The 23,174-nt window shown below is 33.4% G+C and carries 25 protein-coding genes; 24 read left to right on the forward strand and 1 reads right to left on the reverse strand.

The window, feature by feature from the left end:
• Nucleotide 1: 1 nt before the first annotated feature.
• From rsmH to FHQ18_RS09035, 20 genes are all read left to right on the forward strand, one after another.
• Nucleotides 2–922, forward strand: coding sequence for a 16S rRNA (cytosine(1402)-N(4))-methyltransferase RsmH (gene rsmH / locus FHQ18_RS08940; protein WP_149266826.1), 921 nt, complete (start codon nt 2–4; stop codon nt 920–922).
• Entirely contained in the window at nt 919–1,215 is a 297-nt protein-coding gene (locus tag FHQ18_RS08945; protein ID WP_149266827.1) for a hypothetical protein, read from the forward strand. The genes rsmH and FHQ18_RS08945 overlap by 4 nt, the downstream gene beginning before the upstream one ends.
• Nucleotides 1,205–2,881: a peptidoglycan D,D-transpeptidase FtsI family protein gene (locus tag FHQ18_RS08950; RefSeq protein ID WP_149266828.1), complete on the forward strand. Its 1,677-nt coding sequence runs from the start codon at nt 1,205–1,207 to the stop codon at nt 2,879–2,881. Before FHQ18_RS08945 ends, FHQ18_RS08950 begins: the two co-directional genes overlap by 11 nt.
• Nucleotides 2,859–4,310 (forward strand): UDP-N-acetylmuramoyl-L-alanyl-D-glutamate--2,6-diaminopimelate ligase, encoded by a 1,452-nt coding sequence (locus FHQ18_RS08955; RefSeq protein ID WP_149266829.1) that lies wholly within the window; start codon nt 2,859–2,861, stop codon nt 4,308–4,310. The genes FHQ18_RS08950 and FHQ18_RS08955 overlap by 23 nt, the downstream gene beginning before the upstream one ends.
• Nucleotides 4,297–5,655, forward strand: a complete 1,359-nt coding sequence (locus FHQ18_RS08960; protein ID WP_149266830.1) for a UDP-N-acetylmuramoyl-tripeptide--D-alanyl-D-alanine ligase — start codon at nt 4,297–4,299, stop codon at nt 5,653–5,655. The genes FHQ18_RS08955 and FHQ18_RS08960 overlap by 14 nt, the downstream gene beginning before the upstream one ends.
• On the forward strand, nt 5,645–6,730 hold the full coding sequence (gene mraY / locus FHQ18_RS08965) for a phospho-N-acetylmuramoyl-pentapeptide-transferase (RefSeq protein ID WP_149266831.1): 1,086 nt from the start codon (nt 5,645–5,647) through the stop codon (nt 6,728–6,730). Before FHQ18_RS08960 ends, mraY begins: the two co-directional genes overlap by 11 nt.
• A 3-nt stretch (nt 6,731–6,733) precedes the next feature.
• Nucleotides 6,734–7,972 carry a UDP-N-acetylmuramoyl-L-alanine--D-glutamate ligase gene (gene murD / locus FHQ18_RS08970; RefSeq protein WP_149266832.1) on the forward strand — a complete coding sequence of 413 codons (1,239 nt, stop codon included), beginning with the start codon at nt 6,734–6,736 and terminating at the stop codon, nt 7,970–7,972.
• Entirely contained in the window at nt 7,969–9,087 is a 1,119-nt protein-coding gene (ftsW, locus tag FHQ18_RS08975; RefSeq protein WP_149266833.1) for a putative lipid II flippase FtsW, read from the forward strand. Before murD ends, ftsW begins: the two co-directional genes overlap by 4 nt.
• Nucleotides 9,084–10,124: an undecaprenyldiphospho-muramoylpentapeptide beta-N-acetylglucosaminyltransferase gene (gene murG, locus FHQ18_RS08980; RefSeq protein ID WP_149266834.1), complete on the forward strand. Its 1,041-nt coding sequence runs from the start codon at nt 9,084–9,086 to the stop codon at nt 10,122–10,124. The genes ftsW and murG overlap by 4 nt, the downstream gene beginning before the upstream one ends.
• Before the next feature lies 1 nt (nt 10,125).
• Nucleotides 10,126–11,511 carry a UDP-N-acetylmuramate--L-alanine ligase gene (gene murC / locus FHQ18_RS08985; RefSeq protein WP_149266860.1) on the forward strand — a complete coding sequence of 462 codons (1,386 nt, stop codon included), beginning with the start codon at nt 10,126–10,128 and terminating at the stop codon, nt 11,509–11,511.
• Nucleotides 11,504–12,382, forward strand: a complete 879-nt coding sequence (locus FHQ18_RS08990) for a D-alanine--D-alanine ligase (protein WP_149266835.1) — start codon at nt 11,504–11,506, stop codon at nt 12,380–12,382. The genes murC and FHQ18_RS08990 overlap by 8 nt, the downstream gene beginning before the upstream one ends.
• Nucleotides 12,379–13,050 carry a cell division protein FtsQ/DivIB gene (locus FHQ18_RS08995; RefSeq protein ID WP_149266836.1) on the forward strand — a complete coding sequence of 224 codons (672 nt, stop codon included), beginning with the start codon at nt 12,379–12,381 and terminating at the stop codon, nt 13,048–13,050. Before FHQ18_RS08990 ends, FHQ18_RS08995 begins: the two co-directional genes overlap by 4 nt.
• Nucleotides 13,037–14,269, forward strand: coding sequence for a cell division protein FtsA (ftsA, locus tag FHQ18_RS09000; protein ID WP_149266837.1), 1,233 nt, complete (start codon nt 13,037–13,039; stop codon nt 14,267–14,269). The genes FHQ18_RS08995 and ftsA overlap by 14 nt, the downstream gene beginning before the upstream one ends.
• Nucleotides 14,270–14,290: 21 nt before the next feature.
• Complete coding sequence (gene ftsZ, locus FHQ18_RS09005) at nt 14,291–15,421, forward strand: cell division protein FtsZ (protein ID WP_149266838.1); 1,131 nt, start codon at nt 14,291–14,293, stop codon at nt 15,419–15,421.
• 8 nt (nt 15,422–15,429) lie between these two features.
• A complete protein-coding gene (locus tag FHQ18_RS09010) occupies nt 15,430–16,491 on the forward strand; it encodes a glycosyltransferase (RefSeq protein WP_149266839.1) in 1,062 nt (353 codons plus the stop codon).
• Nucleotides 16,492–16,785: 294 nt separating this feature from the next.
• Nucleotides 16,786–18,051: a hypothetical protein gene (locus FHQ18_RS09015; RefSeq protein WP_149266840.1), complete on the forward strand. Its 1,266-nt coding sequence runs from the start codon at nt 16,786–16,788 to the stop codon at nt 18,049–18,051.
• Complete coding sequence (locus FHQ18_RS09020; protein ID WP_149266841.1) at nt 18,041–18,502, forward strand: gamma-glutamylcyclotransferase family protein; 462 nt, start codon at nt 18,041–18,043, stop codon at nt 18,500–18,502. The genes FHQ18_RS09015 and FHQ18_RS09020 overlap by 11 nt, the downstream gene beginning before the upstream one ends.
• 52 nt (nt 18,503–18,554) lie before the next feature.
• The gene (locus FHQ18_RS09025) at nt 18,555–18,746 is read left to right on the forward strand and encodes a MoaD/ThiS family protein (RefSeq protein ID WP_149266842.1); all 192 of its coding nucleotides are present in this window, start codon (nt 18,555–18,557) and stop codon (nt 18,744–18,746) included.
• On the forward strand, nt 18,746–19,645 hold the full coding sequence (locus FHQ18_RS09030) for a PP-loop family protein (protein ID WP_149266843.1): 900 nt from the start codon (nt 18,746–18,748) through the stop codon (nt 19,643–19,645). Before FHQ18_RS09025 ends, FHQ18_RS09030 begins: the two co-directional genes overlap by 1 nt.
• Nucleotides 19,632–20,411, forward strand: coding sequence for a tRNA (adenine-N1)-methyltransferase (locus FHQ18_RS09035; RefSeq protein WP_149266844.1), 780 nt, complete (start codon nt 19,632–19,634; stop codon nt 20,409–20,411). Before FHQ18_RS09030 ends, FHQ18_RS09035 begins: the two co-directional genes overlap by 14 nt.
• On the opposite strand, the gene FHQ18_RS09040 is transcribed toward FHQ18_RS09035, so the two are convergent.
• Entirely contained in the window at nt 20,400–20,648 is a 249-nt protein-coding gene (locus tag FHQ18_RS09040) for a hypothetical protein (RefSeq protein WP_149266845.1), read from the reverse strand. The two genes, FHQ18_RS09035 and FHQ18_RS09040, sit on opposite strands and share 12 nt — an antisense overlap.
• A 35-nt stretch (nt 20,649–20,683) precedes the next feature.
• Here FHQ18_RS09040 and crcB point away from each other — a divergent pair, with 35 nt between their 5' ends.
• Genes crcB through aroC form a run of 4 tightly spaced genes read left to right on the forward strand, consistent with a single transcriptional unit; the run spans nt 20,684 to nt 23,049 of the window.
• On the forward strand, nt 20,684–21,052 hold the full coding sequence (crcB, locus tag FHQ18_RS09045) for a fluoride efflux transporter CrcB (protein ID WP_149266846.1): 369 nt from the start codon (nt 20,684–20,686) through the stop codon (nt 21,050–21,052).
• Nucleotides 21,053–21,061: 9 nt separating this feature from the next.
• Nucleotides 21,062–21,394 (forward strand): DUF190 domain-containing protein, encoded by a 333-nt coding sequence (locus FHQ18_RS09050; protein ID WP_149266847.1) that lies wholly within the window; start codon nt 21,062–21,064, stop codon nt 21,392–21,394.
• Nucleotides 21,395–21,399: 5 nt separating this feature from the next.
• Nucleotides 21,400–21,987 (forward strand): molybdopterin-dependent oxidoreductase, encoded by a 588-nt coding sequence (locus FHQ18_RS09055; RefSeq protein WP_149266848.1) that lies wholly within the window; start codon nt 21,400–21,402, stop codon nt 21,985–21,987.
• Entirely contained in the window at nt 21,988–23,049 is a 1,062-nt protein-coding gene (aroC, locus tag FHQ18_RS09060; protein ID WP_149266849.1) for a chorismate synthase, read from the forward strand.
• The last annotated feature ends 125 nt before the right edge of the window (nt 23,050–23,174 follow it).

The following is a 23,174-nucleotide window of genomic DNA, read 5'->3' on the forward strand; positions in this document are numbered from 1 at the left end:
TATGCACAAGCCTGTTTTATATAACGAGTTGATTGATTTTTTTAGGGGTTTTGAGGGGAAAGTCATTGTGGATTGTACCGGAGGCGGTGGTGGACACGCTTCAGGTATTTTAGAGAAAATTAAACCAGAAAAACTTATAGTTTTAGATAAGGATGAGGATGCTATTTTGAGATTACAGGAAAAATTTAAAAATGATAATAGAGTAACTATAGTGAAGAGCGATTTTATTGATGTTGATAGTGTGTTGCAGAATCTTGGTATAGAAAGTGTGGATGGATTGTATGCTGATTTTGGTATTTCTTATTATCATGTCCTTGATGCAGAACGTGGATTTTCTTTTAGAAAAAGCGGTCCTTTAGATATGAGAATGGATAAAGATAATCCAATTACTGCTGAAAAGATTGTTAATGAGTATTCACAGGAGACGTTAAAAAATATTTTTGAAAAATACGGTGAAGAAAGGTTTGCTAGTAAAATTGCCAGACTGATAGTTCAAAAAAGAGCAATTAAAAAAATTACTACCACTTTAGAACTTGCTGAAATAGTTAAAGAGGCAATACCTAGGAAATTTCACAAAAGTGGCGTTCATCCGGCAACAAAAGTTTTTATGGCACTTCGTATTTTTGTAAATAAGGAACTAGACTCCATAGAAGGTCTTATGAAAAAGTTGCCAAAGATTGTATCAAAAGGCGGAAGAGCTGCATTTATCTCTTTTCATTCTTTAGAGGACAGACTAGTGAAAGAGTATTTGCAATATTATGAGAAAGAGTGTATTTGCCCACCTGAATATCCTGTCTGTAGATGTGATAAAGTTAGAGAGTTCAAAATCCTGACGAAGAAGCCAATAGTACCTTCGGATAAAGAGGTTAGGGAAAATCCTTTAAGTCGAAGTGCAAAATTGAGAGTAGCAGAAAGGGTATGAGTAAGATTATAGTATTAACATATAAAACATTTGAAGAGATTTTTTTGAAAAAGTATTTGATAGGAGTATTTGTGATAAGTCTTGTTTTCGGTGTTATTACAGTAAAAGTGAAAAATATAGAGCTTGGTTATGAAATAAATAGATTAAAAAAGGAAAGCCTTGAGAAAGAAATAAAAATTGAGAGTCTTGAGAGAAAGATTTCAAAAATTAAAAGTACAGCTAATCTTTTGAAAAAAAGTAAAGAGTTAAACTTGGAATTACCTGAGTTTAATCGGGTTTTTTATGTTGAGTGAAAGGGGTAAAATTGGTTTTGTCAGTTTTGTTGTAATTTTGTTATGCGCAGTAATTGTTGTGCGATTAGTTTATTTGCAGATGTACAAGCACGATTATTATGAGGATATTGTGAAAAGACAATCATTTAAGGAGATTAAAATAAAAACGGAAAGAGGAAAGATTTACGACACAAACGGAGTGTTGCTTGCAAAAGAGAATAATGTAGCTTCGGTTTTCGTTTATGGTTTGGATAAAAAAGAAGTTAACTATATTAAAAAAAGATTGAAAAAATTTGGAGTTAGAAAAAAAATAAGAGATGGAAATTTTCACTGGTTAGCCAGGAATATCGGAATCGATACTGCTAGAAAAATTAGTGCTATATCAAGCAATATTAACTATGTGATAACAAAACACAGATTCTATCCTTTTGGCACTAGTTTTTCTCAGATTATTGGTTTTACAGGAGTTGATAATCAAGGGCTATCCGGTGTTGAGGGTATTTACGAAAAATATTTAAAGGGTAATGATATTTCTTTTACTTTTTTAAAAGATAGTAGGAATAGACTCATTATGAATAGTGATTATAGGGATGATATTCAAAATAATCGTTACATTAAACTTACTGTTGATTCAAAATTACAAAGAATGAGTGAAGCTGTTCTTATTGAAGACTTAGAGAAGTTTAGAGCAAAAAGAGGCATTGTCTTAGTAATTGATGTAAAAAGTGGTGAAATAGTTGTTTCTGTTTCGAAACCTGATTTTGACCCAAATGAATTTAAAAGATTCGATAAAGAGACATGGAAAAATTATGCAACTCAATACACTTTTGAACCTGGATCAATTTTCAAACCTGTTACATTTTCATATCTTTTGAACAATTATAAGCTAAATCTGAATAAAACTATTGATTGTGAGAATGGTAGATATAGAGTGTATGGTCATGTTTACAATGATGTCCATAGATATGACAAAATTAAAATTTCAGAAGTTTTAATTCATTCCAGCAACGTCGGAACAATAAAGTTAATGGAAAAAGTAAGTGACTCAAAATTTTACAATTATTTAAGAAAGCTTGGTTTTGGTAAGAAGGTAAATGTAGTTGGAGCACTTGAAGAACGAGGTATTTTAAGGGACTATAAGAGTTGGTCTAAACTTTCGAAATATTCAATCTCTATAGGCCAGGAGATTTATGTTACACCTATTCAAATGATCAGATTTTATGCCGCTGTGGCAAATGGAGGCTATTATATAAAGCCGACATTCATCAAGGAAATCTATTATGGTGATGGATTTTTAAAAGTAAAATCTGATATTGTAAGAGTTTTTGATGAAAGAGTTGCAAAAAAGTTGCAGCACCTTCTGAGAATGGTTGTAATTGAGGGGACAGGGCAGAATGCAAATAGTGATTATGTAGCTATTGCTGGAAAAACCGGGACTGCTCAGAAATTTGATAAGTTGAAGGGAAGTTACTCAACTAAAGATTATGTAGCAAGTTTTGCAGGCTTTTTCCCTTATGATAAGCCTAAATATGCAATGATAGTAATTTACGATAGTCCAAGAAAAAGCATTTATGGTGGATCAACAGCTGCTTTAACTTTTAAAAGAATTGCTGAGCAAATTATGCTGCTAAATGGTGAAAAAATTAGAATTTACAGGGTGAGTGATGAGAGTAAAAGAGCTGCTTAAAGGGGTTGATTTTCTGTGTAAAAACAGAAAACTGCTTGATGTTGAATTAGCAAATATCTCTTTCGATAGTCGTAATATAAAAGATAATTCCCTTTTTATTGCATACAAAGGGACAAATTATGATAGCCATAAGGATCTGAAAAGATTAAAAAATGAAAAAAAGATCAAAGTATTTATTACTGAAAAAAAGATAGAAGATGTTGATTCAATTATTGTTGAGGATGGAAGGAAAACCCTGTCTCTTATCTGCAAAAACTTCTTTGTTAATAATAATGAATTTAAAACCATAGGGATTACAGGGACAAATGGTAAAACGACTACGTTGTATCTTATCGATCATATTTTAAATTGTGCAGGTTTGAAAACAATAAGGATCGGCACGGTAAATTATAAAATTGATGATGAATTGTTTGATGCGGATAATACTACTCCGAATCCTTATGATTTTTATAAATTTATTGGAATGGGATTGGAAAAGGGTTGCAAATGCGTTGTTACAGAAGTATCTTCCCATGCTCTTGATCAGGATAGAATTTACGGATTAAAATTCGATTATGCAGTTTTTACGAATTTAAGTGGTGATCATCTTGATTATCATCAGGACCTGGAAAGCTATTTTGCTTCCAAAAGAAAGCTTTTTACTGAAAAATATTTGAAAGGGGTTTCTGTAGTCAATTTTGATGATGATTATGGTAAGAAGTTAATAAATGAGCAGTTTGATCATATAAGTTATGCCATTGAAAATAAGAAAGCGGATGTTCATATAGAGAGCTATGAATCAAGCCTTAGCGGTTCGATATTTACAGTGAATCTGTTTGGCAAGACATTGACTTTTAAATCAATGTTGGTGGGTAAGCATAATATTTATAATATACTGGCGGCAATTTCAGTTTGCTCACATTTTGGGATTGATAATGAGTTATTGGTAAAAGCTATAGAAAGCTTTGAGAATGTACCCGGACGCCTTGAGAAAATTTCCTGGGAAGGAAGATATTTTTTTGTGGATTATGCTCATACAGATGACGCATTGAGAAATGTTTTGGAGAGCCTTTTACCTTTTAAGAAAGAGAGAATAATCACTGTGTTTGGGTGTGGAGGTGACCGAGATAGGACAAAAAGGCCAAGAATGGGTAGTGTGGCTGAAAAATATTCAGATGTAGTTATTATAACAAATGATAATCCAAGAAGTGAGGATCCGGAAAAGATAATAGATGATATAGTTGAAGGTATTAATGATAAAAGAAAAATACACGTTATTCCTGATAGAAGAGAAGCTATTAGAAAATCAATAGAAATCAGTAAACCGGGTGATATTATTCTGGTTGCAGGCAAAGGGCATGAAGATTATCAGCTGATTAATGGCGTTAAGTATCATTTTGATGATAAAGAAGAAATATTGAAGTGTTGTGGTGAGTATGAAAGAGCTTAAGTTAAAAGAGGCAATAAAAAACATGATTGATTTTATAGCACCCACATCTGTGGAGTATAGAAACTTTGTGATTAACAGTAAAGAAGTGAAAAAAGGGGATATTTTTGTTGGGATAAAAGGGGTGAGGAACGACGGGAATAGTTTTTACAAAGAAGCATATAGAAATGGTGCGAGTTTAGTTATTTTTGATAATCCTTATTTTTACAACGAAGCTCCATTGAATAAAGTGCTTGTAAAGGACAGTGTTGAGGCGATTAAGTCAGTTGGAAAATGGAAACTTGAAAGAAGTGTGGCAAAAAGGATTGCTATAACAGGTAGTATGGGTAAAACGAGTACTAAAAATCTATTATACAGCATATTTTCAAATCAGTATCAGACATATATGTCTTATAAAAATTATAACAATGAGCTAGGGATTGCCATTTCTTGTGCAAATATGGAAGATGAAGTGGATTATGCTATCTTTGAACTTGGGACAAACAGTGAAGGGGAGATTAAGACTTATTCAAATTATATTAACCCTGAAATAGCAGTTGTTACCAAGATAGGTCATTCCCATATTGGAAATTTTAAGACAAAGGAAAATATTGCAAGAGAAAAGTTTAGTATTATTTCTCCAGATACTGTAAAGGAGTTATGGATACACGAGGATGATGAGTTATTTCTTAATAAAAAAGATTTAGGTCGAATCAAGCTTTTTACCTATGGAATTAAAGAACATTCTGATGTTGTCTTAAAAAGTGTTAGTAAAACTGGAAGCATCTATCAGTTTGAAGTTGAATTTAAAGGGAAATTGTATCGTTTTGAACTGAGACATTTTTTCAAACATTTTATAATGAATGCTGTCCTTGCTGCAGGGATAGCTCTAAATGAAGGGATAGAATACGAGTATATTTTTGAAGGGATAAAATCTTTTAGACCTGAAGAGAAAAGGGGAGAGATTATTAAACTCGATGATTATATAATCATTGATGATACATACAATGCTAGTTTTGAATCTATTATAGCTGCCATTGATAGCCTTGATGAATATGAAGTTAGAAGTGAGAAATTTGCAATAATTGGGGAAATGGCAGAGATAGATGAGTTTGAAGACAAACTTTATTCAGAGCTAATTAATTATGCAAAAGCGAAAAAAGGAATAAATTTTCTTTTTTGCGGTGAATATTTTTCAAGTTTTTCTTCTCAGGAAAATCTGAAATATTTTAAGAACAAAGCTGTGCTTTACAGATATTTAGAGAAAATAAATGCAGGTGTATTTCTTGTTAAGGCTTCAAGAAGCAGAAAATTTGAGGAAGTCGTTGATTATTTAAAACAGAGAGGTAGTAAGAAAAATGTTATATAATCTTTTATACCCCTTGAGTGAACATTTTATAGTATTCAATGTTTTTAGATACATAACTTTCAGGACAATTTATGCAATAATTACTGCTTTTATTCTATCCATTATTTTTGGACCAAAAATAATTAAAGAATTAAAAAATATGCAGATTTCCCAAAAAGCAAAAGGTTATGAACCTGAAAGGCATAAAGAGAAAGAAGGAACACCTACAATGGGTGGAATTTTGATTATATTGAGCAGTGTTATTTCTACTCTTTTATGGGCTGATTTACGCAATTACTATATTTGGATTGTAATTTATGTATTTATTTTTACAGCTGCCATAGGCCTTTTTGATGATTACATTAAGACTGTGAAGAAAAACCCTGAAGGGTTAACACCTAGGGCAAAGTTTTTGTCTCAGCTAGTGGTTGCTATTACTGCAACTATTCTAATTATTTATGTTGATAAATCAGGTTATTCTACAAAGCTTGCTTTCCCTTTCTTTAAGAGGCTTGTGATTGATTTATCTTATTTTTACATTCTTTTTGCAGTATTTATTATTGTAGGCACATCAAATGCTGTTAACCTTACTGATGGTCTTGATGGTCTTGCTATTATGCCTACAGTTATTTCTTTCGGTACATTCATTCTATTTTCTTATCTGGCTGGACATATAAAATTTTCCACGTATTTGCATATTCCCTATGTGGTTGGTTCAGGTGAGCTGGCCATATTTTGTGGCAGTATGGTAGGAGCAGGTCTCGGTTTTCTCTGGTTTAATGCTTTCCCCGCATCAGTTTTTATGGGTGATGTGGGCAGTCTATCCATTGGCTCTGCCCTTGGGACGGTGGCTATCATTGTAAAACAGGAGATAGTTCTGGCAATTGTTGGTGGTGTATTTGTTTTAGAGACGTTATCGGTGATTATGCAGGTAGGATTCTTTAAAGTTACCAAAGGGAAAAGACTTTTCAGAATGGCTCCCATACATCATCATTTTGAGCTGAAAGGGTGGTCAGAGCCTAAGATTATAGTGAGATTCTGGATAGTGTCATTTTTATTAGCATTACTTGCTTTGAGTACATTAAAGCTAAGGTGATATATGAAGGTTGCGATTCTGGGTTACGGTAAGAGCGGACAGAGTGCAGAGAAGCTTTTGAGAAAATATTATCAGATTAATGAAATTGTGATCTATGATGATAGATTGGATGAATATGAAAGTTTAATAAATTTTAATGATGCACTCTTTGATATGGTGGTAGTGAGCCCAGGTTTGGATACAAAATCTTTACAAATTAACGAAAAAAAGATTGTCAGTGAATATGAGCTTGCGATTAATCTTATAAGAGATAAGAAAATTATTGGAATTACAGGAAGCAATGGAAAATCCACCACGACTTATCTGACAGCTCAGTTAATGAATAGGGCAGGTATTAAAAGTGTAGCCTGTGGAAATATAGGTTTTCCTTTAGGTGAGGCAATCCAGGATGATTATGATGTTTATGTTGTTGAATTTTCAAGTTTCCAAATTGATTTAATGAGAAATGGTGAATATTTGGATGCTGGAGTTATTACAAACATTACACCTGACCATTTGGATAGATACGGTTTGTTAGAAAATTATATTAATTCAAAGCTCAGATTGAGAAAACTTTTGAAGTGTGATGGTGAGCTTATTACTGGCTCTTCTGTCGCAGAGATGATGGATGAGACAGAAGAGATAATCATAATTGACGAAACATTAGAGCAATATCCAAAGAAAGATGGCAATATCTTAAATTTTAGAAATTTTTATGTAGATTTGAGTAAGTTTTCATTAATTGGTAGTCATAACATTATTAATCTTTCTTTTGCATTGTCGTTAGCAAATGTTTTTTTAGATTTAAATGGAGATTGTACACATCTTATCGAAAATTTAAGAGGCTTACCTCACAGATGTGAATATCTGGGTGAAAAGAATGGAATAATTTTTATCAATGATTCTAAGGCTACAAATGTGGATTCAACATTTACTGCATTAAAGGGGATTACACGTCCTGTGGTTTTACTTTTGGGAGGTAAGGATAAAGGCGGAGATTTTTCAAAATTAACAGAAGTTATTCAAAATAAATGTAGGTATGTGATTTGTTTTGGTGAGCATGGGTTAAAGATTTATGATCAGTTGGCTAACGTTAGAGATAAAATCTTAGTGAAAAATTTATTTAATGCTGTGGAGAGAGCTGCTGAAATTGCAAAGAAGGGTGATGTAGTTTTACTTTCCCCTGGATGTGCAAGTTTTGATGAATTTCAAAACTTTGAGCATAGAGGGGATTATTTTAAGGAGCTTGTGGAAAAGCTATGAAGAACAAAGAATTTGTAAGATCGGTTAACAGTTTTGACGCAAGATTTGATGAAAGATTATTTCTTTTCCTGATGATATTGTTCCTTTTATTTGTAGGGTGTCTTTATATCTATAATGTAGGTTCGATGCAAGCTCATAGGCTTCATAAACCTGAATACTATTTTGTTTTCAGACAGTTTATGGCCATAATAATCGGTTTTATTTTAATGATGGTTGCGTATAATTTGCCTCTTGAATTATACAGAAAGGTGCTACCTTTTATTTATTTTACAACTTTGTTTCTATTGATGGTAGTCTTTTTCTTCCCAGCCATAAATGGTTCGCATAGATGGATAAAGCTGCCACTTATAAATTTTCAACCTAGTGAACTGGCAAAATTTACATCGGTTGTTTACCTAGCTCACTATTTAGAAAAGAAATCAGAAAAATTATCAGATTTTCTTAGAGGATTTATGCCTGCCATGATTTTACTTGGAGTTTTGGCTGCGTTGATACTGCTTGAGCCTGATTATGGGACATCGTTTTTGATTATGGCTGTATCTATAACTGTTATGTTTATAGGTGGGGCAAGTCTTAAACATATTCTCGGTATAATTGCTTTTACAATTCCCCCTATGTCAGTGCTCCTTTTCAACGGTTACCACAGAGAAAGACTTTTGAGCTTTTTAAATCCGTGGGATTATTACCATAGTTCAGGATATCAGCTTGTACAATCGTTGATTGCAGTTGGTAGTGGTGGAATGTTTGGCAAAGGACTTGGTAACAGTGTTCAGAAACTTTATTTTCTTCCTGAAGCACATACTGACTTTATTTATTCAATAATTTCTGAGGAGTTTGGATTTTTTGGAGCATTAATAATTCTTTTTGTAATGCTTTCGATATTTTTTGAGATTAAAAAAATTGCTATGAGATGTGAGGATAAATATAAGAGACTGCTTTGCCTTGGTGTTGCCATAACATTTATGTATCAATCCCTTCTTCATATTGGTGTTACATTAGGATTGTTACCAACAAAGGGGATTGCTTTACCTTTTGTTAGTTATGGTGGTTCATCTATGATGATATCTCTTTTTATGATTGGGATTGTTTTGAGATGCAGGAAGGAGCTGGAATGAGAGTGATTATTGCTGGTGGTGGCACAGGTGGACATCTGTATCCAGGAGTGGCTGTGGCAGAGTATCTAAGGAGTAGAGAAGTGGAGTTTTTATTTCTTGTTTCAGATAGAGGTATAGATAGAGAGATTTTAAGTAGATACGGGTATGAGTTTTATGAGCAACAAATTACAGCGTTTAAAGGTAAAGGGTTTATAGAAAAGATAAAATCTCTTTTTAGAGTATTTTTGGTATCACTTAAAGTTAGCAAATTCATAAAAAAACACGATAAAGTATTGCTTTTAGGTGGTTTTGCAGCTGTGCCTGCGGGTATCGTATCAATTTTTAAAAGATGTGATCTTTATCTTCATGAGCAGAATTCTGTAATGGGTATTGCAAATAGATTTTTAGCTAAATTCGCTAAGAAGGTATTTTTAAGTTTTGATAATACAAAAAATGCCGCTGGCAGATGTATTGTTGTTGGAAATCCAGTAAGGAAGGAATTTAAGGATTTTAAAGTAAAAGATGTTTTTAATAAACATATTTTTGTTACAGGTGGAAGCCAGGGAAGTCGTATAATCAATAACGTGGTATGTGATGCAGCAAGTAAGCTACTTGAAATGGGTTATTCAGTTATTCATCAGACTGGTACTAAACTTTATGATGAAACTATAAAGAGATATCGTGAAAATGGAATATATGATGATGAAAGAATTAAAATTTATCCTTTTATTGAAGATATGGCAGAAAAATTTAAGTGGGCTGATATAGTTATTTCAAGAAGCGGTGCCGGTTCTGTTTTTGAAATACTTTATTCAAAAAGGATAGGGATTTTTGTCCCATTGAAGATAGCAGCAGATAATCATCAATACTTCAATGCCTTATATGTGAAAGAAAAAGGGGCAGGAGAGATAATTTTAGAGGATGAGTTTAATCCTGATAGTTTAATAGAAATGATAAAAAAAGTGGAGAACGAGAAAGAGTCTTATTTGAAGGCGCTTGAAGGGATTGAGTTTAAAGATAGTGCAAAACTTATTTGTGAGGAGTTACTCAGTGCATAAGTTGTTTGGAAAAGTAAGAAAAGTTCATTTTATTGGTATAGGTGGAATTGGAATGAGTGGAATAGCTGAGGTTTTACATAACCTTGGGCTAGAGGTTACAGGTTCTGATTTGAATGATGGAGCAAATGTAAAAAGGTTAAGAGAGCTTGGAATTAAGGTATTCATTGGACACACCAAAGAAAATATAAAAGATGCGGATGTAGTGGTTTATTCATCGGCGGTAAGGGATGATAATCCTGAGATTTTAGCTGCTAAAGACATGCATCTTCCGGTAATTAAAAGAGGGGAGATGCTTGCCGAGCTTACTAGACTGAAGCGATCCATCACAGTTTCTGGTAGCCATGGTAAAACAACCACCACTTCAATGATAGCTCATATATTTATGGAAGCAGGATTTGATCCTACAGTTGTTGTGGGAGGAAGATTAAATAAGACAAATAAAAATGCAATGTTAGGAACAGGCAATTATTTAATATGTGAAAGTGATGAAAGTGACAAATCTTTCTTACTCCTTTACCCTACAGTAAATGTTGTGACCAATATAGACCTTGAACATCTTGATACATATAAGGATTTAGACGAAATAAAAGAGGCTTTTGTGGAATATTGTAATAAAGTTCCTTTTTATGGATTAAATGTTCTTTGCATAGAAGATAAAAATGTCGTGGATATTATTCCAAGAATAGAAAAGAGATTTCAAACTTATGGTTTTAAAGGTTCTGCAGATATTAGAGGCTATAATGTTGAAAAAATTGGATTTGGTACGAAATTTGATGTTTCTGTTCTTGGTAATAGAGCTGGTGAAATTAGTTTACATATTCCAGGATTGCATAATGTGTTGAATGCTCTTGCTGCTGTTGCAGTTGCAGTAGAATTTGAAATAGATTTTGCGGTTATAAAGAAGGCACTTGAGAGTTTTGAAGGGGTTCAAAGAAGATTATCAATTAGATACTGTGATGAAAAGAGAACAGTTATTGATGATTATGGACACCATCCAACAGAAATTAGAGCAACTTTAAAGAGTATTAAAGACGCGTTCCCAGAGCATAAACTATACACAATTTTTCAGCCTCACAGGTATTCAAGGACAAAGTTACTATTTGATGAATTTTCCAGTGCTTTTTTTGATACTGATGTTTTGATTGTGACAGATATTTACCCAGCCAGTGAAATGCCAATAGAAGGAGTAGATTCAAAGAAATTAGTGGAAAATATAAAGGAGCATGGGCTGAAAGAAGTTTATCAAATAAATGATATAAATGAAATAATTAAGGTTATTGAGGATAAAAATGATTTTCCTCAAATAATTTTAACCCTTGGGGCGGGTAATATAACAGAATATTCTTATAAGATTGCAAATTATTTTCGTGGAGCTGCAGATGAGTAAGAGAATAGCTGTGCTTTACGGTGGGCTCTCTAGCGAGAGGGAGGTTTCACTTAAGACAGGTAAAGCAGTCTATGATGCACTGGTAACGCTAGGGTATGAAACACATTTAATAGATGTCGATAGAGAAGTTGATAAAAAAATTAGGGAGTTTAAGCCTGATTACTGCTTTATAGCGTTGCATGGTAAATACGGTGAAGATGGTACAATTCAAGGGATGCTTGAAGTTATGGGTATTCCATATTCAGGAGCAGATCATATTTCAAGTGCCATTGCCTATGATAAGCATTATACAAAGATTATGGCAGAAAAACTTGGTGTTTTAACTCCTGAATATTACCTTGCTAAAAATGAGTATGATGCAAGATTTTTCCCCTGTGTTGTGAAACCTGCAAGAGAAGGCTCTACCATAGGGGTTAGTATAGTCAATGAAAAAAATGAATTTGAAAAAGGGTACAGACTTGCAAAAAAATACGATTCAAAGGTTTTGGTTGAGCGTTTTATAAAAGGGAAAGAGTTGACAGTAGGTATTGTAAATGAGGAAGTTTTCCCAGTGATATGGATTAAACCTGTGAAAGGATTTTATGATTATGAGTCAAAATATACCAAAGGGCTGACTGAATATCTGTTTGAGACCGGATTGTCAAAAGAAGAAGAGGCAAAAGTAAAGGAAATTGCTTTAAGCTTTAGCAGAAATATTGGTTGTTCAAAGCTTTGTAGAGTAGACTTTATATTTGATGGTAAAGATTTTTACATGCTTGAGGTCAATACTATTCCAGGTATGACAGAAACAAGTCTTTTACCAAAAGCAGCAGCTAAAGCAGGATACAGTTTTAATGAGTTAATAGACCTTATAATTACGGAGTGTAAATGAAGTTTAAAATGTTTTTAAAGAGGTTATTAATAATAAGTTTTGGTTTTGTTTTTATGTTTGTAACGTATATTACTATCAATCATTTTATTAATAGTAGTATTTTTAATATTAAAAACATAGAAATTGTTGGTACAGTAAATTCCAATCAAAAACTTCTAAAAAATTATTTTAAGAAATTCTTAGGTAAAAATATATTTAAAGTTAAGGGAGATGGAGTTTTAACAGAAGATGTATGGGTTGAAAAATATGAAATAGTAAAAAAGTTCCCATCAACATTGCAGGTGAAAATTTATGAAAAGAGACCTGTTATAAAATTCTCTAAAAGGGGTAAATGTTATATTAAAACTGCTGACAATTCTCTGATAAAAAGCAATTGCAATAATGTTAATGTCTTTGTGATGACAAATATTGATAATGATTATTTTAATGAGTTTATTAAAATATATCGTGAGTTAAATAATAATTTAAAATTTTATCTTTACTCATCATATTTTGTGGCAAAGCAAAGTGAAATAGAGATTATAGGTTATTATGATAGTTCTTCATTCCTCGGGAATTACCGTTATTTTGAAAAGATAGCTGAAACCTTATATGAAAAGATAGATTACGCTGATTTGAGAATATCTGAAAGAATATATGTAAGTGGGGTGAAGCGTGAAAGGGGATGAAATAGTAGTTGGCTTGGATATTGGAACTACAAAAATTTGTGCAGTGGTAGGGAAAAAAAATGAAGTGGGCAGTATTGATGTAATAGGTGTTGGTACTGCTCCAAGTACTGGTTTGCGCAAAGGGGTTGTGATCAATATTGATGCTACTGTGGATGCTATCAAAAAAGCTGTTGATGAAGCAGAGAAAATGAGTGGCGTTCAGATTAAAAGTGCCACAGTAGGTATAGCAGGTGGTCACATAAAAAGTTTCAATTCTAGAGGCATTATAGCTGTTAAAAATAAAGAGGTAACAAAAAAGGATGTAGAAAGGGTTATAGAATCTGCTTCAGCAGTGGATATTCCTATAGGTAGTGAAGTGTTGCACGTTATCCCTCAGCAATTCATTTTGGATGGCCAGTCTGAAATTAAAGATCCTATTGGAATGAATGGTGTTAGACTAGAGGTAGATGTTCATATAGTTACTGGTGCCGTGACGAGTGCTCAGAATATCATGAAGAGTTGTGAAAGGGCAGGGATATCTGTGAATGACATTGTGTTGGAGCAACTTGCATCAAGTGAAGCCGTTTTGAATGAGGATGAGAAGGAGATTGGAGTATGTCTAATTGATGGAGGAGGCGGTACAACCGATATGGTGGTTTTTAAGAAGGGGGCAGTTCACCATACCGCTGTCCTTCAGCTTGGTGGTAATAATTTTACAAGGGATTTATCAATAGGTCTTAATACACCAGAATCTGAAGCTGAAAAGATAAAGAAAATCTATGGCTGCGTATGGCTTGATAGGATTTTGGATGATGAGGTGGTTGATGTACCTTCTGTGGGGGGTAGACCACCACGCAAGATATCAAGGGCTGTTTTAACACAGATTTTGCAGGCAAGAGCCGAAGAAATCTTCCAGATGTTTTTAGGTGAATTGCAGAAAAATGATCTGTTAGAAATGCTTGGTGCAGGTGTGGTTATAACAGGAGGGATTTCAAATTTTGAGGGGATTGAAGAGCTTGCAGCATCAGTTTTTGAAATGCCTGTCAGGGTAGGAAAGCCTCAATTTATAGGTGGACTTACTGATATAGTTAAAGACCCCATTTTTGCCACTGGAGTAGGGTTGGCTATTTATGCTGCTAAGCATGGAAAGGCTGGAGAAAAGATCTCTAGAGGCAGTGATGAAAAAGTTTTTAACAAGATTTTTGAAAGAATGAAAAGCTGGTTTTCAGAGTTTTTTTAAAAAAAATATGGGGGTGAGCTTATGTTTGAATTTGAAGAAGTAAAAAGTGGAGCAGTAATCAAGGTCATAGGGGTTGGTGGAGCAGGTGGTAATGCTATCAACAACATGATAAGAGCAGGTATTGAAGGGGTAGAATTCATAGCTGCGAATACTGATGAACAGGTGTTGAAAAATAATCTTGCGCCTATGAAGATTCAGCTTGGGACAAAACTAACAAGAGGTCTTGGTGCTGGTGGAAATCCTGAGATAGGCAGAAAAGCTGCAGTGGAGGATGCAGAGGCAATTGAGGAAGCCCTTCGTGGTGCCGACATGGTTTTTATCACTGCCGGCATGGGAGGTGGAACTGGTACTGGAGCAGCACCTGTTATAGCGAGTATTGCAAAGGATTTGGGAGCATTAACTGTAGCAGTAGTTTCAAAACCCTTTTACTGGGAAGGGAAAAAGAGGAATGAGTATGCAGAACAGGGTATAAAGTTTTTAAAAGATCATGTGGATACATACATAGTGGTGCCTAATGACAGGTTGCTTGATATCATTGATAAAAATACATCATTCATTGAGGCATTCAGAATTGCTGATGATGTATTAAGGCAGGGGGTACAAGGTATTTCTGATACTATAAATAGCAGTGGTTATATAAATGTGGACTTTGCCGATGTTAAAGCCATTATGCAGTCAAAAGGTATGGCTTTAATGGGTATAGGAGAAGCAAGTGGCGAAAATAGAGATATTGAGGCTGCAAAAAGAGCATTGAACAGTCCTCTTCTTGCAGATGCCAATATTAAGGGTGCTGAAGGGATATTAATCAATATTACTGGTGGTGCAGATATAACGATGTATGAAGTGCAAAATATTGCACAACTTATTTATGAAAATGCTGGTGAAAGCGCATCAATATATAAAGGTGTTGTAATTGATCCAGATTTAGAAGGAGTTTGCAGAGTAACTGTTGTTGCCACAGGTCTTGGTAGAATAAAAGAGGAAAAAACTGTTAATATTGATGAATACATAAGAAAAGGCTCCCAAGAAGTTAATAATATAATGAAAAGGGTTAAGACTATAAAAAGTATGGATAAAACATTGAAAAGTATTGGTGACTTTGACGAAGAGGAGCTTGAAATACCAACATATTTGAGAAAACAGGCTGACTAGAATTATTGATGAAATTTTTGCATATTATAAATGTAAGGTGGTATAATGCTACGGCCTGGTATGCCGTTAATTTATCCCGAATCTTAAGGGACTATAACCATGAAGTTATAGTTGCCGGTTTACCAGGCTCACCCCCTATTTTAAAAGCAAAAGAATATGGCTTGAAAACCTTTGAACTTGATTTTAATTCAAATAATCCTCTGGTTATTTTGAAGAATATTTCCAATGTGAATAGGTTGATTACAGATTTTAAGCCAGATATAGTGGTTTGTCACAGAGGGGAATTTTTCTGGTACTTTGCTTTAAAAAGATGGTTAAGCAAACGTTTCAAATTGGTAAGAGTTAGAGGAGATAGAAGAAAACCAAAAACTGATTTGATAAACAGATTCTTACATAACAACTGTACAGATTTGATAATAACATCAGGGGATTTTATAAGAAGTATTTATTTGAATGAGATGAAAGTACCTGAACATAAAGTTAAAACAATATACGGTGGAGTGGATACATCAAAATTTAGGTTTTCTCTGGAGGGAAGAAAAAGAGTCAGAGATGAGTTCGGTTTTGATGAAAATGATTTTGTTGTGGGGATTGTGGGTAGATTTGATTATGTAAAAGGACATGAAGATTTAATAAAAGCTGTATCAGTAATTTATCATGAAAAGGGAGTAAAAAATATTAAACTTTTTCTCATAGGTTTTGATACCACTATTAAAACAGATGATATAAAAAATATGTTGAATAAATACAAAATAGAGGAGATATCAAAGATATCTGGCTTTAGAAATGATATTGTGGATTGTATGTCTGCTCTTGATTTAGGAGTAGTGGCTTCTCATGGATCCGAGGCCATTTGTCGTGTAGGGTTTGAACTGATGTCTGTTGGCATACCTGTAGTGGCGTCAAATGTGGGAGTTTTGCCTGAAATTATACCTAATGAAAACATTTATCCAGCAAAAAATGTAGAGAAATTAATTGAAAAAATATTGAATCATAAGAAAGAGATCAATCTTTTTTCAGATGAAGACTTCTATTCACAGTTTATTGAAGCTATTGAATCATTAAAGTAGAAAAATATCTTCATTCTTTATCCAAAAAAAATAAAATTTAATCAAAATTTTTATCTCAAATAAAGTATTTGTAACTAAAGTTATTGGAGAAGTGATTTTTTATTGGATATAACGACAATTTTATTAATAGGATATGAAACAATTAAGGGGTATAGAATGAAGAAGGTATTTTTGTTTTGGTAAGCCGGTGAAGGTTCCTCCCAAATTTGTTTTAATATTATGAAGATAAAATAAATTTGCAGTACAAATAGATCTGTAATTGACATTATTCTTTTAATCTCATATTTTTCTATTATGAAATATAAAACAATGTTGTTGGTAGTTATTGCTTCAAAATATCTGTATTCTAGGTCTGGAAAGTTGACTCATGATAGATTGAGAGTGCACGCTTATAAGGAAATAGAATATTTTTATAAAAATAAAGAAAGGATTGATTATCCGTGGTATGATAAATATCTGGTAATCCTTTATAATGTTTTTTTAATCAATCTGCTTGCAAGATATTTCGATAAACAGATAAAAAAATATGTGAGTGTATTTGACGATAAATATGAAACATTATGTTACGGTACATATTTTGCACTAAAACATTTTAATAAAAATATTCAATTCTTTAGGGAAGAAATACGTAAAGAATTCTATTTGAAAAGTGTGGCGGAAAAAGCTGCTTTAAAAGTAGAGAAGTATATCAAGAAATTTAATCCAAAAATAGAAGATGATGGCTTTATATTTTCAAACTCGCCGATAGGTATAGAACTGGAGTTTAGCAATATTGGTTTGAAAGCTGGAAAGTTTTTTATAAATGAATCAGATGTAATGGAAAACTTTTCTAAGTACCATTATTTTCATCTTTTGAAGCATTTATGGAGGTTTGGGGCTTATATTGATTCCAATTATAGAATTAAACAGTTTATCAGAAAGGGTGGTTTTTTAGAGTATACTTTTACATCAAAAGATGAACTTTTCAAAGAATCAAAACCTCTTACTTCGAGTCCACGCTTTGCTTCTTTGTTGGTTAGAGAAGCTGTGAAATTTACACCGTTAAAACCTCACAGTATACATGTTTCACTTGAGCTTAAAGATGAAAAAAGTGTTGTTCCTTTGAGCTTTGATTTACTCAAGTTTCTAATAATGGTTACAGGAGATTTTGGTGTAAGGGATGGTAAAATTGTTGAAACGAGAATTTATGACGGAGATATAAAAGGTATTGCGGTAATTAGGATGAGGAGAAACAAGGGGAGATTTATACCTACAGTGGAATTTGCTCATATGAGGTTAAGAAGAGAGTTTTCCAGAAATGATTTTTATGAAAATGCAATAAATATGTTTATAGCTTATAAAAATCTTTTTAGCTTTCGAATTATTGATGAGTTTTATAAAAAACTTTATCAATGGGCTTTAAATCCTTCTTTTAAAGATATCGATTTGGAGAAAAATCTTGAAATATTAAAAAAAGGGCTTGATTTTGAGGTAGCTTTACCGGTATCATATAAATACAGAATTATTCAAAATATAAAAAAGCAGTATTTAAAAAATAAGATGGTGGTCGATGGGAAATAGAGTCTTTGTATATGGTACTTTAAGGAAGGGGTTTCCTGCTCATAATATATTGATGAGCAAGGCTAAATATATGGGTGAAGCTAAAGTTAATGGTGAGCTTTACCATCTTCCTTTTGGTTATCCTGTAATGTATGAATCAGATCAAGGGCAGGTTTTTGGTGAAGTTTATGAAGTTTCTGATGAAATTTTAAGTCAGTTAAAAGGGTATGAAGGGGTGGATAAATTAAATCCAATATATAAGATGATAAATGGAAAAACTGTTCTTGATGGTAAAACAATTGAGTGTTACATATTTGTGGGAACACTCGGTAAAAAGAAGATAGTTCAAACTATTGGTACTAAAGTTGAAGGTGGGGATTGGATTAAATTTTACAAAACCCATAAAAATAATTTTGTATTAAACTTTATAAAATCGGCAGCAGCAGCTATTTTGTTGACAATCTGGATTTGATAATCTATAAGCAACGCACGTTGTAATTCCTGTATTTGAATGGAGTAGAAAAATGATTATTGTTGAGTTTGCCAACGGCAAGATTGAAATGTGTGAATGCAAAACGGTGAAACAACTTTTTAAGTATTATAATTTAAAGGAAAACAGTGTAATTGTTGTTCGAGGAGAAGAGCTCTTAACGGAAGATGATAGGTTGAAAGATGGTGATAAAGTGAAAATTATTCCTGTTGTGAGTGGTGGCTGATGAAGTGTAAAATTTGTAAAGAAAAGGCAATTATAAAATTAAAAAGACACAATATAAAGCTCTGTAAAGAGCATTTTAATGATTTTTTTCTTAAGCAGGTGGATAGGGCTATCAAAGAGTATAAAATGTTCAAGAAAGAAGACAAAATCATGGTTTGTGTTTCTGGGGGGAAGGATAGCCTTGTGCTCTGGTATGTTTTAAAAAAATTGGGCTACAATAGTGTTGGGATGTATATTAATTTAGGGATAAGCGAATATTCTGAAAATTCAAAAAAGAAGGTTATAGAATTCGCAAAAAGATTTGATTTACAATATAAAATAGTTGACCTTGTGGAGTTGGGTTATCCTATTCCTAAAGTTGCAAAGGAATCCAGAAGGGCAGAATGCTCTGTATGCGGGATAATAAAAAGATATTATTTTAATAAAGTTGCTTTTGATGAAGGGTTTGATGTAGTAGCTACTGGGCATAATCTGGATGATGAGGCCTCTAGGTTGCTTGGTAATATCCTTCATTGGAATGAAGAGTATTTAAAAAAACAGTTACCTGTTTTGCCAGCAGAAGGTAATATGCTCAAAAAAAAGGTAAAGCCTCTCATTAGACTTACGGAAAAAGAGATAGCTTCTTATGCCTTTTTGAATAGGATAGATTATATTATTGATGAGTGTCCTTTGAGTGAAGGGGCAACTAGTCTTGTTTATAAAGATGCTCTGAATTTAATCGAAGAGAATATTGTGGGGACGAAACAGTTTTTTTATTTTCAGTATGTTAAAAAGTTATTGAAAGAAATTAAACAGAGTCAGAGTGAAAAAAGATATTTGAAAAAATGTAAAATTTGCGGGATGGAATCATTTCATGATATTTGTTCATTTTGTAGATTGGTAAAAGATGAAAAACAATAGATTTGAATTTGGCGACTTTGTAATAATTATTGACGAAAAAGAGCGGACTAAGATGTTTAAGCTCAAAGAGGGGGGAAGGTATAGCTGTCAATATGGGTACGTTGACCATCAGGAAATTGTTGGGTTGGAGGATGGTTCAGTAGTTGAAACAAATAAAAAAGGAAAACTTAGAGTTTTTTCACCTACCTATATTGATTATGTGATGAATTTAAAAAGGAAAGCTCAGATTGTTTATCCCAAAGATAGCGCAATTATCCTTATGTGGGCAGATATCTATCCCGGATTGAAAGTTTTAGAAGCAGGAATTGGGCAGGGAGCTTTATCCATTGCGATTTTAAGAGCTTTAGCGGGTAAGGGTAACCTCACTACTTATGAGGTGAGGGAAGATTTTATTGAGATGGCGAAAAAGACCATAGAAGATTTTTTACCTGAAGTTAATAATCATGATGTTATTCATGGAAATATATACGACGGCTTTGAAGGGGTTTATGATAGAATAATACTTGATTTGCCTGAGCCGTGGCATGTTGTTAAGCATTGTAAAGAAGGACTTATTTCTGGTGGGATAATTGTTTCCTATGTGCCAACTATTTTACAAGCAAAAAGTTTTGTAGATGAATTAAAATCTTCAGGTTTTTTTGATCAGATTGAAACTTTTGAGATAATTAAAAGACCATGGAAGATAGAAGGGATGTCTGTTAGGCCTGAGATGTGGTTTTACAGTCACAGTGCTTTTCTGATAAAAGCAAGAAAATTAAGTCTTTAAAGCCTTTAATTTTGCCCCAACTACTTGTCCTAAAATAGAAGCGATTAAGAATAATGGGATGTACTTCCAGCTTGTTTTGGTAGTTATTCTCAATATTGCCACTATAGGTATGGGTGCATGAATGCAGATAAACCATTGGATACTGAATTTTCTATATTTAATTCTAAGCATTCCAAAAGGAAGATTTAAAAGAAAAGCTATGACTGTTATAAAAAAAATAGCTTGATAGTGCTCCATTCCTCTTATATAACTTAATCAAACGGAGGATGCAAATGAAAATTTTAGTGATTGGTCTTGGTGGTTTTATTGGAGCAATCCTAAGATATGTATTTTCAAAAGGTTTTACCCTTTTTTTGGGAAATATAATTCCTTTTGGTACACTTTTTGTAAATGTAGCTGGTTCTTTTATGCTTGGTTATATTCATACATTATCAGTGGAGAGGCTTGTTGTTGGAGAAAATTTAAGATTTTTTATTAGTGTAGGGATGCTTGGTGCTTTCACTACATTCTCCACATTTTCTTTAGAAACAATACATCTTTTTGAAGATGGGGTATACATATTGGGTCTTCTTTATATGTTTTTAAATCTCTTTTTATCTTTAACCGCAGCGTTTTTCGGTATTCATTTTGCAAGAATATAAGGAGCGATTATGGCACGTAAACTGGAAGGAACTCAAAAATTAATGAGAATATTTATTGGAGAGAATGATAAGTTTGAAGGTAAACCTCTTTATAAAGAGATTGTTGGTTTGTGTAGAGAAAAGGGGATTTCTGGTGCAACGGTTATGAGGGGTATTTATGGATATGGTAGAAGTTCTATTATTCATTCTTCAAGGACATTAGCTCTTTCCAGTGATTTACCGATAATTGTGGAAGTTGTAGATACTCCTGAAAAGATAGATGAGATTTTACCGGAAATTGAAAAAATGGTTGATCATGGTTTAATCACTCTTGAATTAGCACATGTGATAAAGTACGGATAAAGTTAATGAGTTTTTTGAAAGATATCGGTACTCCTGTTTTTAATGCTGAACGTTTGAAAGAAATTCCAAGTAAAAATGAATATCTTATTGAAATTTCTTATGGAGAGAAAAAGGAGAAAATATTTTATAACGACTTATACAATATTTTTGAAAAGAAAGTTGTAAATTGTAGGCTTACTTCCGTAAGTAGATGGAGTGTAAGGGCCAATTGGGAAGGGATTTTGTGGAGTGACTTTGTTAACTATTTAGAGGTATCCGATTACAAGTATGTTTATTTTGAAAGTTATGGGGGATATATCACCACCGTTTTTGGTGAAGATATGAACAATCCAAGGATCTTGATTGCTACCCATGTGGATGGGGAAGAGATAGAATTTGAATATGGCGGTCCTGTTAGGATGATAATTCCTAATTTGTGGGGGTATAAGAGCTGCAAGTGGCTTAAAAAGATTTATTTTATTGATGAATATATTGTGGGATATTGGGAAGGTTATGGGTATGATGATAGGGGGCTCATAGAGCCTACCATTTTGCTTGATATTAATAGTAAGGAGCATAAAAGGATTAAAGGTGGAGAAGTATTGGAGTTTTAGATGGCAGGAAATAGTTTTGGTAGAATTTTTAAAATAACCACATTTGGTGAAAGTCATGGTAAAGCTGTCGGAGTTGTGTTGGATGGATGTCCTTCGATGCTTGAATTATCTGAAGAGGATATACAGAGAGAGCTTGATAGAAGAAGGCCTGGTCAGAGCGAGATAACAACTCCGAGAAACGAAAAAGATGAGGTTGTAATATTAAGTGGCGTTTTTGAAGGGAAAACAACGGGGACTCCCATTTGTATGCTTGTTTACAATCAGGATTATAGGTCGAAAGATTATTCTAAGGTCAAAGATCTTTTTAGGCCAGGTCATGCAGATTTTACATATTACCAGAAATATGGGATAAGGGACTATAGAGGTGGTGGAAGATCTTCATCGAGGGAAACCATTGGTAGGGTATGTGCGGGAGCAGTTGCGAAAAAGATATTGGGTAAGTTAGGTGTATCCATATATGCATATGTTAAACAGGTTGGAAATATTGTAGCTGAAAATATAGATTTGAATGAGATTGAAAATAATCCTGTGAGATGCGCTGATAAAGAAGCTGCAAAGAAGATGTATGATTATATACTTGATGTGAAGAAAAGAGGGGATTCTGTAGGCGCTATTGTTGAGGTGGTAGTAAAAGGTGTCCCTGTTGGTATTGGCGAGCCTGTTTTTGATAGACTAAATGCAGAAATAGCTAAAGCAATTATGAGTATTCCTGCTGTGAAAGGGATTGAGTTTGGTCGTGGGTTTCAGGTTGCCACTCTGCATGGAAGTGAAAACAATGATGAGATAACAAGAGATGGTTTTGTAAGCAATAATGCAGGGGGGACCCTTGGTGGAATCTCAACAGGTGAAGACTTGATTTTTAGGTTTGCTGTTAAACCACCATCATCAATATTGATACCTAAAAGGAGTATAAATATTTACGGGGCTGAATGCGAAGTTGTAACTGAAGGTAGACATGATCCTTGTGTAGCGCCAAGAGTTGTACCTATTGCTGAAGCAATGACTGCGATAGTTTTGGTAGATTTGTATTTGATTGATAGAGCTAGAAAAAATATTTTTTAAAATTTTTTAAAAAAAAGTGGTTGACAATTTGGAATTAATTATATATAACCACCTTCCGCTGCGGGAGAGGGCAGCGGGGAGATGCTTGAAAAGAGAATAGGCCAGCCTGTGATGAGGGATATAGA

Origin of the sequence: Deferribacter autotrophicus, from assembly GCF_008362905.1 — a bacterium.
Taxonomy (GTDB): domain Bacteria; phylum Chrysiogenota; class Deferribacteres; order Deferribacterales; family Deferribacteraceae; genus Deferribacter; species Deferribacter autotrophicus.